We start from the raw sequence: 15475 nt of genomic DNA on the forward strand, positions 1-15475 counted from the left end.
CGTACGGGCGTCTTCACGCCCAGCCACTCCGTGAGGCCGGTACGCAGGAGGAAGCAGCGGTTCAGTTCACTGGGCCTGAGAAAGAGATGGTGCAAGGGGCAGTGGTCGCCACGGTGGAACTCCAGCTTGTGAGCATGGTCGAGCGCTGATGAGTGCGCTCTGTGCGCGGTGATTTCGCCGGGTGATTCGGCCCGACTCCACAAGATTCACACGCGCGTTGCGCGGGACAGGCAGGCCAAAAGTCCTTTGCCTCAAAAGGGCCGCTGACCCCAGGTCAGAGCGAGAGGCCCGGCAGCCGGTCGTGACGGTGTCCGGTCGCTCTGTTCGGTCTAGCCGAGGTGCATGACCCGCGCCCAGAAGGACGGCGCGGTTCGATCCTTCTGAAGCGCCACCGGAACCGTGGACGCGCCGGGCCCGCTGCCGATCGCCAACACCCCCACGCGCGTACCGGCCTTGGCCTCGCGCGCCGGTGACTCACCTCCGTCGCGCAGGCTCAGCGTCAGCTTCTGGCCCGGTACGCCGACGGCCGTGGCGTCCTTGGCGGCCACCAGCGGGACCCGCTTGCCGAGCCCGTCCTCGACGTACCCGACGACCTGCCCCTTCCTCGCCACGACCGTGGACGTCATGGCGTTGCGCACGGCCTCGATGACCTTCCTGCTGTTGTCCTTGACGAGGACCAGGCTGTTCGCGCCGTTGGGGTCGGGTCCTTCGGCGCGCTGGCCGAGCATCGTGCCGAGGATCAGCGGGGTCTTGCCGCCCACCGTCTTGTACGCGGCCCACATCAGCGTCCCGCCCGCGGCGGTGTTCGATCCGGTCTTGATGCCCTTCACGCTCAGACCGGCGAGCAGCAGGTTGTCGTTGTTGTTGTTGATCGGCTTCGGGAGGCCCTTGATGGTGGCGTTCGGCAGCTGGACGACGGCCCGGAACGCGTCGAACTTCATGACCGCCTCGGCCAGCTTGAGCTGGTCGGCCGCGGTGCTCACCGTCTTGGAGTCCAGACCGCTGGGATCGGTGTACGTGGTGCCGGCCATCCCGAGGTCCTTCGCGGCGGCGTTCATCTTGGCGACGAACTCCGCCCCCGAGCCGCTCTTGGTGTCCCAACGGGCCAACAGGCGGGCGATGTTGTTGCCGGACGGGATCATCAGCATCTTCAGCATGTCCTGCTGACTGAACTTGCTCCCTGCGGTCAGCCCTTCGATGCGCGACTCGTCCTTCGCCTCGCCGTCCGCCACGGCCTTGGCGTCGACCTCGATCGTGGGCCCGGACTCACCCTTCTTGAGCGGGTGCTCCTTGAGGAGTACGTACGCCGTCATCACCTTGGCCACACTGGCGATCGGCACGGGCTTCTGCTCCCCGAACGTGCCCACCTTCCCCGACCCCTGGATACGGACGGCGCCTTGCCCCTGCTTCGGCCATGGCAGCTTCACCTGCCCGTCGAGGGTGACGGACGACGCGGCGTCTCCCGACGTCAGGGCCGGTGCCGGCAGCGGCCGCAGAAGCTGCGCCACGACGATGACACCGCACAGGAGCAGGAAGAGGGGCGTCCAGATCCGCAGGCGACGCACCAGAGTGCGTCTCATGGTCTCGGGCGGCGGCGGGGTGTTGGTGAGTTGCGCGAGCAGGTCGAGCGGAGGCGCGGGGTGGGTGGTGAGGGCTTCGGCCGACGCCTGCGCGGTCTCGGTTCCGCATTCCGCCTCGGCATCGGACGGCGTCTCGGCATCGGATGACGTCTTGGTCCCGGATGGCGTCTCGGTATCGGTACGGGGCGCCTTCTCCGGCAGCGCTTCCAGGGGCTTGAGCGCGACGAACTTGCTCGTCCGCTCGGAGTCCGTCTCGACTTCCCTGTCTGCCTCGTCGGGGACGGCCGCTGCCTTCCCTTCGCTGTCGGCCACGTCCTCTTGGGGACCTTCCGCGACCTGTTCCCGCTTCGGGGCGTCAGGGGTTTCGCCTGCTCCTCGTATCGCCTTCATCTGTTCTGGCGTCTCGCTCTCGTCGCTGCTGCCACTGGTTCAGTACGGCCTCCGGACCGCCCGGGCGATCGGGCCGCCGAGCCCCCCGGTCATCTGCAGAAACGAGAATGCAAAATCGGGGTAAACCGTTCTCTTAGGAGAGCAAAACCCCCTTCCTCCTGTCCATTACCAAAAGTGGACATAGACCGATCAATCGCTGGTATCGGTGCTGCTTGCCGACCTGATCCGATTCCCGGACTGATCCGATTCCCGACGTGATCCGAGACCTCTCGTGCGTCGTGGCGGGATTCGACAGCGTGCGAACGGCGTTGGAAGATCGTTTTCATGGCCATCGCTCCGAACCCCCACCCGCTGGTCGCCCGAGCGCGCCGGCTCGCGTCCGACGTGCTCGCGCCCAGCGCCGAACGCGTCGACCAGGAGGGCGTGCCCCGCAGCAGCATCGAGGCCGTCAAGGAGTCGGGGCTGCTCGGTGTGAGCGGACCGGTGAAGTACGGGGGTTCGGCGGCGCCCGCCGCCGTGGCGCGAGAGATCGCCGAGATCCTGGCGGGGGCGTGCTGCTCGACGTGGTTCGTGCAGACCCAGCACCACACACCGGTCAGTACGCTGGCCAGGAGTGAACTGCCCGTGCGCGAGAGCCTGTTGGGCCCACTGGCGAGCGGTGAGCTGCTGTCCGGTGTCGCCTACGCCCAGCTGCGCGCGTACCCCCGTATTCCCGTGCGGGTCACCCGGGACCGAGGCGGCTGGCGCTTCGACGGGGAGGTCCCCTGGTACACCGGCTGGGGGCTCAACGACGTCATGCTGCTGGCCGGGGTGACGGAGGCGGACGAGGCGCTCTTCGCCTTCACCGAGGCGCGGGCCCAGCCGGGGCTGCGCCCGTCCGCGCCCATGCGACTGGCGGCGCTCGGCGCCTCGCGGACGGTCTCGCTGGAGCTGGACGGACTCTGGCTGCCCGACGAAGCCGTCGCCCTGCGCACGCCGTACGAGACGTGGGCCGCGTCCGACCGCCCGAAGAACACCAATGCCTCACCGGCCGTCTTCGGCATCACCGAGTCGGCCCTCGCCCTGCTCGACGGCGGCCCGGCCGAGCAGAAGACGGCCCACGCCCTGCGCTCCCGCCTGGGCGAGGTCAGACGGCAGGCGTACGCCCTGGCCGACCACCCGGTCCCGTACGAGCGCATCGAGGAGAGGCTGGCGGTCAAGACGCAGGCGTACGACCTGATGCGGACCGCGACGACGGCTGCCGTGGTGGCCGGCGGCGGCAGGGCCATGTCCCTGGACAGCCGGGCGCAACGCCTGGCCCGCGAGGGGATGTTCCTGCTGGTGCAGGGGCAGACGAACGAGGTGCGCAGCGCACACCTCGGCCATCTGTCGATGGACCGGAGTGCCGCAGACGCGAACCCGCCGGGCTCGCCCATGACGGACGGCTGAAGGCGGCAGGCAACCTTCGGCGAGCACGGCCGGGCCGCCGAGCTCGCCTCATGGCGCGCTGTGCAGCGGGGCGTGGTTGGCCTTGAAGAGGCGTTCGCCCGCGAGACGCATGACGAGATTGCGCAGCGGCGTGGGGAGGCCGCGGGCCCTGTCACGGCGCCGGTTCTGTTCCAGGACCCCTTGGATGCGGTGCGCACGGCGGGCCTGGAACGTGCGCAGGGTCGTTTCGATGCGGTCCGTGCCGACGCGCCGGCCCGAGCCTGCGAGCAGGCCGGCGAGGACGAGGGAGTCCTCCAGCGCCATCGCTCCTCCCTGGGCCATGCTCGGCGAGCAGGCGTGCGCGGCATCGCCGATGAGGACGACGCGCGCTCGCGTCCAGTCCGTGCCGACGCTCTCGTGGAGAGCCGCGACATGGGCGTCCGCACCCTGCTCGAGGAGCTGCGGAACCGGAGCCGCGAAGTCGCTGAAGAGATCCCGCCAGTCGCCGTCCGGGGCCTTCGCCACGGGGCTGTTGACGTCGGCGTAGCAGTACACGCGACCGCCGCCGAGCTGCACGGTCAGGAACCCGCGGCCGTTGCTGCCCAGCCGGGCGGTCCAGTCGTGGATGCCGGGGATCTCCGCGTCCTCGGCGATGAACCGCCAGCACAGCTGGCCAGGAAGCGTGGCCCCGGCCTTCCGAAGGCGCTGCGGCGTACGGCGGAGTGGATGCCGTCCGCGCCCACCACCAGGTCGTACGACTCCTCCGAGCCGTCGGCCAGGGTCACTGTCCCGTCGGCGCGCACGTCGGTCACCTCGGTGCCGAACCGCACGAGCGTGTCACCGATCGACCTGCGCAGCACGCCGCCGAGGTCGGCGCGGCTGATCGCCAGGCAGTCGCCGACCGTGCCCCAGATCCTGCGGACGTCGAACTCCACGAGGGGGCGCCCGAGATGATCGTGGATCCGCTGGCGTGCGACGCGTCCGGCACGCTTGGCCACCTCGCCGGCGACACCGAGCTCGCGCAGCGCGCGCACCGCGTTGGCGGGGAGGTAGAGACCGGCTCCGGAAGTCCGCCATTGCGCTTCGCGCTCCACGACTTCGACTGCCATGCCACGTGATCTGAGCTTGTTCGTTACCTTCGGCGGTCACGTTCGGTGAGGGTTGCGGGGCGTTTGAGGGTCTTGCCGACGTCGTAGCGGGTGGCGGGGTGCCGGTTTCTGGTGCCGGATGGTCGTCCGGGGCCCGGGGGCCGACCGCGGCGGGCGGACCTACGTGTTCGACCTGTCGGCCGGGCAGTTCGCGGACAAGGGGATGCGCGGGCTCGACGGCCCCCTCATCACCACCGAGGCGAACTGGGCCAAGGCGTTCCAGGACAGCACCTCCCGCAAGCTGATCAAGTACCAGGACTTCGCGACCATCAGCGAGGCCAACGACGCCTTCCGCGCGACGAAGCCCCTCGAACCCTTCGCCTACAGGTCAGGGGCGACGGTCCTCAGCGCGCCGGGCTGGTACACGAACGCGGTCGGATGAGACGCGACCGATCCGCTGCGGGCCGGGGCCACGATCGGCCCCGGCCCGCACCCCTCACCCCGCAACCCCCCTGAGGTCGACGACGGTGCGCAACTTCCCGGTGCCCGCCGTGCGTTCGAGATCCCGCCCGTCGACGAGCTCGACAGTGCAGGTCAGCAGCCCTTCCTCGGACACCGCCGCGCCGAGTTCCGCAATGGCCGCCAGGAACACGGCCCGCGCCCGCTCGGGGTCCTGGGCGTACTCCCGGTCCAGGCGGACCGTCAGGTGCTCGGCGGCGGCCGTGGAGCTCAGCACCAGCTGCAGCTCGCCGCGGTAGCCGAGCTGTTCCTGCGCGGTCTCCACGAAGCGGCGGTAGTTGTAGAAGTACGTGCCGATGCGCACTACATCGCCGTAGCGGCCCAGGAGTTCGATGCGCGGGGTGTGGCTGCCGCAGGGGCAGACGCCCTCGACGGCGCGGCCCAGGTCGCCGATCTCGTAGCGCTCCAGGCGCTGGCCGGAGCGGGTGCGGCTGGTGAAGACCAGCCGGCCCGGCTCGCCCGCGGGCACCGGCCGGTCCTCCTGCTGATCCAGGATCTCCAGGGTGTGCAGCTCGGTCAGGACGTGGTGCACCGAACCCTCGGCGTGGGCGCACTGGTGGCCGAGCGGCCCCAGGTCCGTGCTGCCGTAGGAGGCGGAGCGGATGACCTCGACGCCGAAGCGGGCGGTGAGGATCCGGCGTTGCTCGGCGGTGAAGTGCTCGCCGCCGTAGAAGACCTTGCGGATGCCGCCGTACGAGCGCAGCAACTCGCCCTGTGAGTGGAAGAGTTGCCACAGGTAGGAGGGCATGCCGAAGACCGTGTCGGCGCGGTGGGCGACCAGGGCCTCGGCGACCGCCGCGTGGTCGGTGCCCGCGGCGATCGGTATCTGGGTGGCGTTCAGCCGCTCCAGGATGGAGAAGAAGCTGATGAACCCGCCGTACATGCCGCCGCAGTAGAAGAGGTTGGCGGCGCGGTCGCGGCCCGGGTCGAACCCGGCGGCGAGCAGACCGTGGGCGGCGGCCCGCATCTGGGTGTCGTAGTCGGCGTTGGTGAACACGGACAGCGCCGGGGCGCCGGTGGTGCCGCCGCTGCGGAAGTACAGGTGGGCGTGCTCGGGCGCCAGCGACGCCAACTGCCCCTGTACGCCCGCCTTGTCGAGCAGGGCGCCGGTCGGCGGTGCGGGGGAGGGAGTGGGGGCGACCAGGTCGTCCAGGCAGGCGGTGGCCGTGAACGCGTCGCCGGTCCGGACGCTCACCCGGCGGCTGTAGCGCTGCAGGGCGTAGACGCCGTCGTGCGGCTCGCCGTCGTAGCTGTCCAGCATCGCGCCGACGGGGGTGATGCGCAGTGCGCCCGCCGTCAGGAGGGTGCGGGAGAGGCGGGCCGTGTCGGCACGCCCGGCGCCGACGGCAGCGGTCTGGAGGTAGCGGCGCATCGGCCGCAGCGTGGCGGTGATGTCCCGTGCGGGCAGCGGCTTGACCCAGATGCTGCGGTGCAGCGGGGAGGCCGTGAGCGCGGGCCGGGTGTCGGCCAGGACCCGCCACGTGCCGTCCTCGGCGGCGATGACCTTGGTCAGGCCCAGGTGCTCCTCAAGGCGGACGAGGAGTTCGGTGGTGGTGATCTCCGCCTGCTCGGCGGCGCCCAGCTCCGGAACCTGGACCGACACTTGGTCCGCGTGCGCTGCGGCAGCCAGTGCCGCGGCGGACGCCTTGGCCAGGACAGGGGCGAAGTCCTCGGCGAACGCGAAGACTTCCTCGGCGTCCTCGGTGTCCAGATACACCACCTGCGGACTGGAGCACGCCTGTTGGCCCAGGCGGCACACGTCCGCGGCCAGGGCCGTCAGGGTCGCCGGGTCGTGCCAGGCTTCGCGGGTCAGATAGGCCAGGGAGATCTTGTGGCCCCACTCAACCAACCGGCAGCCGGGCGAGGCGAGTTCGGCCACGGAGGCCACCGCGTCCTCACCGCCCCACACCGCGATCGCGTCCGCAGGTTCACACATCAGGCGCAGCCACTCCCGGCGTGCGGAGGGGAAGCGCAGCGCGACGATACGGCGGGCGAGCGCGCCCGTGGGGTCGGCGGCCGCGAGCTCGGCGAGCAGGTGCAGGGCGAGCGGGCTGTCACCGCCGCTGGTCTTCAGGACGTTGACATTGCCTGCCAGGAGGCCCTCGACGACGCTCAGCGGGGCGACCGCCGCCGCGTTGCCGGGCGCGATGTGCGCCAGCAGGCCGACCGGGGCCCACGCCTCGAAGACGGTCTCGCGGGCGTCGGGACGGGTCAGCCTGCCCGGGCCGGTGCCGCCCAGCTCGCGCCGCAGCTTCCGCTCCAGGGCGGGACGGGCGAGCGCGGCGGACAGCTCCGTGAGAGTCGCCTCGGCCTCGGCCCAGTCATCGGTGGTTGCGGCAAGTTCAGCGCTGAGCCGCTTCCGTACGGGATTCTCGGCGTCACGCAGCGCGTCGCTGAGCGCGGCGCAGGCGCTCAGGACGGTTTCGGTGGGCAGGGGTTCGGCGAGGGCCCGCTCGACCAGGGCCGGAAGGTCCGCCAGTAGGGCGGCGGCTTCGTCGTCGCCGATGAACTCGCCCTGCCAGTAGTGGAGTTCGCTGGTCACTGCGGGGGTCGCTTCCTTGCTTGCCGTCGTGCCGGTGGTCGTCTCAGTGGTCGTCGTCACCGTGTTCATGCGTGTCCCTTCAACAGTTCGGCGGCGGCCACCGCGCAGCTGCGGTTGCGGCTCACCCCGGCGCGTCCGTGAACGGCGAACCACGGGGTGGGCAGCGGGCAGCCGCACTCCTCGGCCGGGTGCAGCGAGGCCAGGTCGCCCATCACGACGCTCTGCGCCGGTACGGAGGTGATGTACGGGGAGACCAGGTGCAGGAACCCGCGTTCCCCGTAGCCAAGGGGCCGCAGGGTGCGGGCGTCGCGCACTGCGGCCCGCGACCACACGGGCACGTGCAACCGGTGCTCGGCGCACTCGATGTAGGGCACGCAGTGCTCCACCGAGCCGAACGTGTCCCGGATCCGCTCCGGTGCGACGCCGAGGAGCTCGGTGACCCGCGCGTAGAACTCCGCCTTGCCGATCTGCCGGTCGGCGTGCGACTTCCAGCCGCCGCCGAGGACCACCAGGGACCCGGCGGGCAGCTCGATCGGCGGCAGACCCTGTGCGCGCATCCGCTCCAGCGTGAAGTGCAGGAACGCGGGGAAGCCGAGGATGCGCACCGGCAGGCCCTCCTCCGCGTAACTCCGCAGCGCCCTGATGCAGCCGTGCACATCGAACTCGTGGCCCTCGCCGGTGTGCCGCAGCGCGTGCGTGACGCTCTTGGCGGGGGCGAAGTCGCACAGGTAGTTGTCGGTGAAGGACGTGCCGAGCTTCATGCTCGGGGCCGGTTCGTAGCTGTAGAGCAGGTAGTTGACGGGCTGGTCGGGGGTGATCCAGCCGTAGTGGTCGAAGATCCGGGCCACCATGCGCTGCGCCGAGCGGATGGTCCACTCGTCGAAGAACATCTGGGACTTCTGGCCGGTGGTGCCGGAGGAGGTCAGATGCAGGAAGACGTCGTCTCGGGGGACGGAGAGCACTTCGTGCCGCTTGAAGAAGTTGGCATGGATCAGGGGGGTGCGGACGCCCGCGCCCACCGTCGGCGCAGGGGTCTCCGGCCGGTCGGCGAGCAGTGAGCGGAAGAAGGGTGAGCGGGCCGCGTGCCAGTCGTTCGACTCGTCCATGGCGGCCGCGAACAGCGCGTCGGCGCCCGGGCCTTGGGCATACGGCTGGGTCAGGTCGCACAGCCGCTGGACGTGTGCCAGGGCCTGCGGGTCCGGGACCTGGACCGGGGCGAGATAGGGGGTGGTGTCGGTGTTCACAGGGTGACCTCGTGACGGGGCAGGTAGGTTGCGGCCCAGGCGGTCAAGTAGGCGCTCACGTAAGGCTGGAGCGGTCCGCTGACGGCGAGGGTCCGGAAGTCGATCTGGCGGCTCGTGCGGGAGAGCACGACGTAGTCGTGGAAGCGCTCGCCGATGCGGCGCATGGCCGGGTAGACGGCGCTGGGGACGAAGCCCGCCGCCAGGAAGGCGGTCAGGCTCGCGGTGTCGGACAGCGGGAGCAGCGTCTCCACGTAGTCGGCGCCGGCCCGCGACACCGTCGCCATCAGGGGCTCCAGGGCGTGCGTGACCGCCGCCGGGTAGGGGTGCACGGCGACCAGCGCACAGCTCCCGGCGACCGGGTCGAGGTCCACGTACGCCTCGAACGCGCCGTCCGGCGGCACCAGTACGGCGTTGGGCGCGTGCAGCGGGTAGTAGCGGCCCGCCGGGTCCGGGAAGAGCTCCAGGAAGCGACGGCGTACGAATCCGGGCGCGCCGACCACTTCCAGCTCGGCGGTGGGACCGGCGGCCGGACCTTCGGGGCGGGCCGAGCCCAGCGTGTCCGAGGGCAGGACGTGGGCGTACGGGACGCCGGTGGTGTGCTCGGCGGCGGCAAGGAGCGGCCCGAGCGCGGCGGGTGCCCGGGACACCGTCTCGCGCCGGGGCAGCACCCCCTCGGCGAAACGGGCGAACAGTCCGAGGCTCTCGCAGCCCGCCACCTCGGCGGCGTTGGGCAGCAGTCCGAGCGGCCTGAACCCGTGGCGGACCACGACGTGTTGGGGCCCCTCGGTGACCATCCGCACGGTGGCGTACACGGAGTCGAGGCGACCGGTGGCGAAGGCCGCGCCGCACACCGCGCCGGTGAGGCGACCGGCGAGGCCGCCGCGACGGCGCTCCGGGTGGACCGCGAGGCCCACGAGCTTGCCGATGCGGCTGCCCGGGTCGGTCTGCACGACCGCCGAACCCGCCAGCTCGCCGGTCCCGGCCAGCCGGGCGGTGAGCCAGTGGGTGTGCGGGTCGGTGATGAGGCGGCGCATCACCGCGGGGTCGCTGCCGAGCGGCACCGGATACCCGTGGCCGTACACGTCGAAGTACAACTGCCGCAGTTCCGCGATGTCCTGAAGCGCGGCGGGGGCGAGGACGGCGGTCATCGGGAGGCTCCCGCGGCGGGGGCGAGGTCGCCCTCAGGTGCGGCCGGAACAGGTATGGAGCTCCCGTCCGCCACGACGGCTGCTGTGTCCTCCGCAGCCGCGCGTCCGCCCCGCCCCAGCAGGAACAAGGCAACGGCGACCGGCGCCAGCCCCGCACCCTGGACCAGGCACAGCCAGCGCGGGTCCAGATGGTCGCCGAGCACGCCGAAGACCAGCGAGGAGAGCGGGAAGGTCGCGCCCAACAGGGCCTGCATCACGGTGAAGAACGCGGGCTTGTCGGCCGCGGGGACCGACCGCTGGAACAGGGCGACGAACCGTACGCCGATGACGCCGACGCACCAGCCCGCGGCGACCAGCGACACCAGGGCCACGGCCAGTCCGGGCACCAGCCCCGGCATCCCGAGGGCGAGCGCCATCAGCGCCAGACAGGTCCCGCCGACCGTGGTCGGGGAGCCCGGAACGCGTCCCCCGGTGAAGGCGCCCAGCAAGGTGCCCACCCCCAGGGCCGCCTCCAGCGCGGCGACGGTCGAGCCCTGCCCGTGCAGCACCGAGCGGGTGTACAGCGGCATCACGACGTACACGGCCGTGGTGAAGACGTTGGCCGCGGCGAAGCACAGCAACACCTGCCGGATGAAGGGCAGTTCGGCGAGGACGTTCCGCAGGGTGCGGCGCGGCGTCGGCTCACCGGGAACCTCCGCCTCGACGGCCTCACCGCCGGGCCGTGGGAAGCGCGTCAGGGCGACGAGCAGGGCCGCGACGAGGTACGCGCCCGCGCACCCGGCGACGATGCCCGCCAGTTCCCAGGCATCGACGAGAAGCGGTCCGAGAAGCCCGCCGGCCAGCCCGGCCAGGGACTGCGTGGACAGCTCGAAGCCGGTCGCGGCCTCGATGTCACCGTCCTCGACCAGTTCGGGGACCGAGGTGGTCAGGCACGGGTCGAAGAGCGCCTGGCACCCGGCGAGCAGCAGGGCCGCGCCGTAGATGACCCCGGTGGGCGGCTGGGCCGCGGCGGTCCATCCGGCGACGGCGGTGGCGACGAGCCCGGCCACCGCCGCCGCACCCGCCAGCACACTGCGGTGCGGGCAGCGGGCGATGATGCGGGCGACCAGCGGGACCAGGACCACCGCGGGCAGCGTGGACACGGCGAGGAAGGCGCCGGAGGCGAAGCCCCGGTCGCCGCCCGCGGCCTGGCTGACCAGCCACCACACCACGCCGACCTGGAACATCCGGGCCGCTCCCTGGGTGAGGACCTGAGCGGCCCAGACCGCGCCGAAGGCGGGGTTGCGCACCACGAGAGGGAGGCGCTGGGCGGCGACGGCGGTCGCGGGTGCAGCAGCGGATGTGTCGTCGGGCGCGGTCATGACCCGGCCCGTTCGTCCACGACGCGGATGAGCTTGCCGGAGCGCGCGTTGACGGCCAGGTCGCCGTGGCGCACCCACTCCAGTGCCAGGGGATGGATGTGCCGGGCGTCGACGGACTCGCCGAAGGACGGCCGGTCGGCCAGGAGTTGCTTGCGGATCATGTCGCCGAGGTCACTGAGGTCACTGAGGTCGCCGCGGTCGCGGATCCCGGCCGGGTCCCCGTCGCTCGCGAGGCGCAGCAGCAAGCCGTCCCGCCCGTCCCAGTGGCGGACCACCAGCTGCACGCCGGTCACCCGGCCCGCGGCGTCGGCCGCGCGGACGAGGTCCTGCACGTCCTGTGTGTAGAGCGAGACGGGCCCGACGCGGACGCCCTCCTGCGAGCGGCCCAGGATGCGGAAGTGCCCGGGACCGGTGCCGGTCCACTCGGCGCGGTCGCCCGCCGGATAGCGCAGCACAGGCATCAGCCGCCGCCGCAGGTCACTGACCACGACCTTGCCGGGCACCCCGGCCTCGGTGATCGGTTCACCGCTCTCCTCGTCGAGGATCTCCACGACGGTGTACGGGGTGAAGGCGCGGTGCACGCGCGGATCGTGCCCCGGCACGGCGCACCCCAGAAGGCCCGCGTCGACGCTGGCGTAACCCACCGAGCGCGGACGGGCGTTGGGGAACGCGCGGGCGAGCAGCGGCTCCTGATCCGGGTAGAGGCTCTCCCCGCCGAAGAGGAGCAGCTCCACCTGGGGGAGTTGCCGTCCGGCGGCGACGAGGTGATCGGCGAGGGCGCACAGAGTGGTCGGGGTGCCCGCGACCACCTCCACGTCGAACTGCTCCAGGGTGTGCACCGTCGACTCCAGGGGCGCGGCGCCGCCGATCGGCAGCCGCACGTTGGCGACGGGGGAGCGGTGCAGGGAGTCGAGGATGAAGGTGAAGCTGGCGTACAGGTCCCCGGCGTAGAAGAGATCGGCGACCCGATGCCCGGGGCGGAGCCCCGATTCCAGGAGCCCGGCGCCGAAGGCACTCGTGAACTCCCGCCATTCCTCACGGGTGTAGAAGGAGAACTTCGGCGCACCGGTCGTGCCGCCGCTCTTGAACACCACGGCCTCGTCGAGCGGCCCGGTGAGAAGCCGATTGGCGCGCGGTGTGTTGGCCTGCCAGAACCCGGCCTGCGGCACGACCGGAAGCTGTGTGAGCTCGGTGACGCGGTCGGGAACTCCCGCATAGAGCTCGGCGTAGAAAGGGGACTGGCGTCTTACGAAACGTATGAGTTCCGTCAATGGTTGAACGGGCATCGATTCCTGCTCTGCGGCATACGAAGGAGACGAAATCCCCGGCAGGGGAGATCGCCTCGATGGTTGAGGTGGCACCGGTGGCACTCGGCTGCCGGGGCCTGCCTGGGGCTTCGGTCCTGGGCGGCCCGCCGGAACTACGGAGTGCGATCACGACGTTACCGCATGCCGAATGCCCGGATTTCCGGCTGGTGTTCGCACGTCGCGCCGTGGAAGAAATCCGGCCAATGTGTGGGCACGGGTTCACCTGGGGAGCGGGCGGTCCTGTCCGCAATTTGAGCCTGACTACAAGTTCGCGGGTTATGGCCGATTCGGCTGAAAAGTAATCCGCGGGTGTCACATAGGTATTCAGAGAACCTGATGGTCAATCAGTGATGCGCGTCACCGTGATTCGAATCACCTGTGCGGGGGTGCCGTCGCCCATTCATGAGAAGTGCCAACCTTCGGCTTTGCATGCCGGGGTGCTGACCGGCGAAGTCAGAGGTGCGACCGGGACCGTGAAGGTCGCTGCCCCCATGCGAACCCTTCTGCCTCTCAGGAGTAGGGAATCGTCCCGCATTCCTGCCCTTTGGGGCCTTGGGCCCCTCACGGTGGGCAGGGACGCTGAGAGCCTGCGGGCGACGCACGGGCCGGGGCCCTCGCCTGCGGCGATCCGTGACGAGAGAAGGGCATGTGATGGCGGAAGGCGTACGCCGTGGAAAGCTGTTGGCCGCGTTCGCGGCGGTCGGCGCCGCACTGGTGCTTTCGGCATGCACGATCGGCGGAGAGGACACACTTCAGGCGAAAGGCGAGGCGCCCGCCGCGGTGTCGGCCGACGACGTGTCAGAGGTCCGCATATCCGGCCTGCCGAAGAACGGCGCGATCAATGTGGACATCGACAAGGCCACGAAGATTGCCGTCCGCGGCGGCAGGCTGACCCACGTCACGCTGACCGACGCGGCGGGGGAGCGGGTCAAGGGCACGATGGCCGCTGCCGGCGGCAGCTGGCACCCCGACGGGCAGTTGGAACGCTCGACGTCCTACACGATCAGTGCGACCGCTGAGGATGCCAACGGCCACACGGCGTACGCGACGTCCTCCTTCACGACTGCGCCCTAGGCGCTTCCCGACTGCGCCCCAGGCAGGCGCTGTCCGAGCCTGAGGCCCTGTGATGAGAGACCGGCGGAAACCTCACTCCGGATCGTGGACCGCTCCGGCGGGCGTGATCCGCAGACTCAGCGCCGCTTGGGCGGTGCGTCGCGCGGGCAGGGCGACCCGGGTGCCGTGTGGAGTGGACGTCCAGCGCAGACTGCCCGTGTCGTCCGGGCCGAGCAGGGTGACGCGCGCCCCTTTGCCGAGACGCACGTCGATCTCGACGGCGTCGTTGCCTGGCTTGCCGAGCACGATCGCGTTGACGGCGTCATCGGCCCGGGTGTAGCGGAGCGGCCGGCCCTCCGATGTCATCCCGGTGGAACGGTGCCAGGGGCGGGTGGAGCGGATCGCCGAGTCGTTGGCGCGCAGCCACCGACCGAGCGCGAGGAGACGCTGCTCCTGTGCGGCCGGGATCCGGCCTGTGCCGGTCGGACCGACGTTGATCAGCAGATTGCCGCCTGAGGCGACGATGTCGATGAAGAGATGAATCAGTTCGGCAGCACTGAGGTAACTGGTCTCGTCCTCAAGGCGGTTGTAGCCGAAGGAGGTGCCGATGCCCCGGCACGCCTCCCATTTGTGATCGGCGGGCCCGCTGCTCTGGGCGTATTCGAGGGTGACGAAGTCGCAGCGCAGGGCGCCGGACTGCTGGCGGTCCGCGTCGAAGCGGTCGTTGACGACACCGTCCGGAACCAGTTCTTCGTACGCGGCGAGCAGCGCGTCCGCATCGGGGTTCGGCAGGAACCCGTAGTCGTTCCACAGCACACTCGGCCGGTACCGCTTGATCAGTTCGTGCCAGTGGGCGTCGGTGTAGGAGGCGTACTCCTTGCCCCGCGGCATGGCGGCGACGAGGCTCTCGCCGTCCGTGATGGGAATCCCGCCGAACGTCCAGTCCATGCCTTCGCAGTAGTACGTGCCGAAGCGGATGCCGCGCTCCCGGACCGCGCCGGCCAGCTCGCCGACCACGTCGCGCGGTGCCTGCCAGCGCTTCTTGCGCGGATTGGGGTGCGCGCTCGGCCACAGCAGGAACCCGTCCTCGGTCTTGGTGGTGAGGACGACGTATCCGGCTCCGGCCCGCTCGAACAGGTCGGCCCACGGCTGCGGATCCCAGCCGCGCACGGAGGCCGTACGGAACTCCTCGACGAAGTCGTCGTAGGACCGCTCTCCGTAGTGCTCCTTGTGGAAGCGGGCGGTCTCGCTGCCCGGCACGGCCATCGTGTTCTGGTACATCTCGGCGTAGGGCAGGGTGCGCCAGGTCTGTTCCTGCTGCCACTTGGGCGGCTCGGCGCCGCCACCGGCCGGGCGCGCGTCGTTGAGGAGGTGCACGGGGGCGAACGCGGGGATGGCGGCGGCGTTCCAGTGGACGAAGATGCCCAGCTTGACCTCGTCGAACCAGGCGGGGACCGGTCGTGCGGGCGCCTTCTCGCGCGAGCGCGCGGCGGGCGCCGTCGGACGCGACGGCGCCGCTTGAGCCGTGCCGAGCGCGGCAGGACCGAGCGCGGCGCCCGCGGTCGCGGCGCCGATCAGTCTGCGGCGGCTCAAGCCATGGCGAACACCGTGCGAAACGCCGTCTGACACCACGAGTGACCTCCTCGGTCCGGCAGTCCAAGCTGTGCCGCGGCGGTGGGCCGCAGCGGTAAGGACGCGCGCGCCTCGATTCGAGTTGACCGGTTCACCTTCCTCTTGATCCAGGCGGCGAGAGGGGAAGCCGAGCCGCGGGCAGGCATCCTGCGCACGCCTGCCCGGCACCTGTGGCCCGGCGCCGCGAACGCCGCTCTCCACGCC

11 protein-coding genes and 1 pseudogene are annotated in these 15475 nt (G+C 71.0%); 3 read left to right on the forward strand and 9 right to left on the reverse strand.

Annotation, left to right across the window (positions count from 1 at the left end; genetic code table 11):
• Positions 1–329: 329 nt before the first annotated feature.
• Positions 330–1892, reverse strand: a complete 1563-nt coding sequence (locus ACQB60_RS31795; protein ID WP_496929558.1) for a D-alanyl-D-alanine carboxypeptidase family protein — start codon at positions 1890–1892, stop codon at positions 330–332.
• Positions 1893–2294: 402 nt separating this feature from the next.
• Between ACQB60_RS31795 and ACQB60_RS31800 the strand changes: the two genes are divergently transcribed.
• Positions 2295–3398: an acyl-CoA dehydrogenase family protein gene (locus tag ACQB60_RS31800; protein WP_496929559.1), complete on the forward strand. Its 1104-nt coding sequence runs from the start codon at positions 2295–2297 to the stop codon at positions 3396–3398.
• Between the two features lie 48 nt (positions 3399–3446).
• Here the strand turns inward: ACQB60_RS31800 and ACQB60_RS31805 are convergent, their stop codons facing one another.
• Together ACQB60_RS31805 and ACQB60_RS31810 are read right to left on the reverse strand one after the other, a co-directional pair.
• Positions 3447–3953, reverse strand: coding sequence for an FAD-dependent monooxygenase (locus tag ACQB60_RS31805; protein ID WP_496929560.1), 507 nt, complete (start codon positions 3951–3953; stop codon positions 3447–3449).
• Between the two features lie 2 nt (positions 3954–3955).
• Positions 3956–4495: pseudogene (locus tag ACQB60_RS31810) on the reverse strand (FAD-dependent monooxygenase); the annotation flags it as partial.
• Between the two features lie 109 nt (positions 4496–4604).
• Here ACQB60_RS31810 and ACQB60_RS31815 point away from each other — a divergent pair.
• On the forward strand, positions 4605–4907 hold the full coding sequence (locus tag ACQB60_RS31815) for a hypothetical protein (RefSeq protein WP_496929561.1): 303 nt from the start codon (positions 4605–4607) through the stop codon (positions 4905–4907).
• A gap of 54 nt (positions 4908–4961) precedes the next feature.
• Here ACQB60_RS31815 and ACQB60_RS31820 read toward each other — a convergent pair whose 3' ends face one another.
• The 5 genes from ACQB60_RS31820 to ACQB60_RS31840 are packed head-to-tail and all read right to left on the reverse strand — an operon-like array spanning position 4962 to position 12565.
• Complete coding sequence (locus ACQB60_RS31820) at positions 4962–7595, reverse strand: acyl-CoA reductase (RefSeq protein ID WP_496929562.1); 2634 nt, start codon at positions 7593–7595, stop codon at positions 4962–4964.
• Positions 7592–8770 carry a LuxE/PaaK family acyltransferase gene (locus tag ACQB60_RS31825; protein ID WP_496929563.1) on the reverse strand — a complete coding sequence of 393 codons (1179 nt, stop codon included), beginning with the start codon at positions 8768–8770 and terminating at the stop codon, positions 7592–7594. Before ACQB60_RS31825 ends, ACQB60_RS31820 begins: the two co-directional genes overlap by 4 nt.
• Complete coding sequence (locus tag ACQB60_RS31830; protein WP_496929564.1) at positions 8767–9918, reverse strand: GNAT family N-acetyltransferase; 1152 nt, start codon at positions 9916–9918, stop codon at positions 8767–8769. Before ACQB60_RS31830 ends, ACQB60_RS31825 begins: the two co-directional genes overlap by 4 nt.
• Positions 9915–11279 carry an MFS transporter gene (locus ACQB60_RS31835; RefSeq protein ID WP_496929565.1) on the reverse strand — a complete coding sequence of 455 codons (1365 nt, stop codon included), beginning with the start codon at positions 11277–11279 and terminating at the stop codon, positions 9915–9917. Before ACQB60_RS31835 ends, ACQB60_RS31830 begins: the two co-directional genes overlap by 4 nt.
• A complete protein-coding gene (locus tag ACQB60_RS31840) occupies positions 11276–12565 on the reverse strand; it encodes a phenylacetate--CoA ligase family protein (protein ID WP_496929566.1) in 1290 nt (429 codons plus the stop codon). The genes ACQB60_RS31835 and ACQB60_RS31840 overlap by 4 nt, the downstream gene beginning before the upstream one ends.
• Before the next feature lie 672 nt (positions 12566–13237).
• Here ACQB60_RS31840 and ACQB60_RS31845 point away from each other — a divergent pair.
• A complete protein-coding gene (locus tag ACQB60_RS31845) occupies positions 13238–13660 on the forward strand; it encodes an Ig-like domain-containing protein (RefSeq protein WP_496929567.1) in 423 nt (140 codons plus the stop codon).
• A 72-nt stretch (positions 13661–13732) separates the two neighbouring features.
• Here the strand turns inward: ACQB60_RS31845 and ACQB60_RS31850 are convergent, their stop codons facing one another.
• Positions 13733–15232, reverse strand: a complete 1500-nt coding sequence (locus ACQB60_RS31850; protein ID WP_496929568.1) for an alpha-L-fucosidase — start codon at positions 15230–15232, stop codon at positions 13733–13735.
• Between the last annotated feature and the right edge of the window lie 243 nt (positions 15233–15475).

It is taken from the genome of Streptomyces odontotermitis, from assembly GCF_050510915.1.
Taxonomy (GTDB): domain Bacteria; phylum Actinomycetota; class Actinomycetes; order Streptomycetales; family Streptomycetaceae; genus Streptomyces.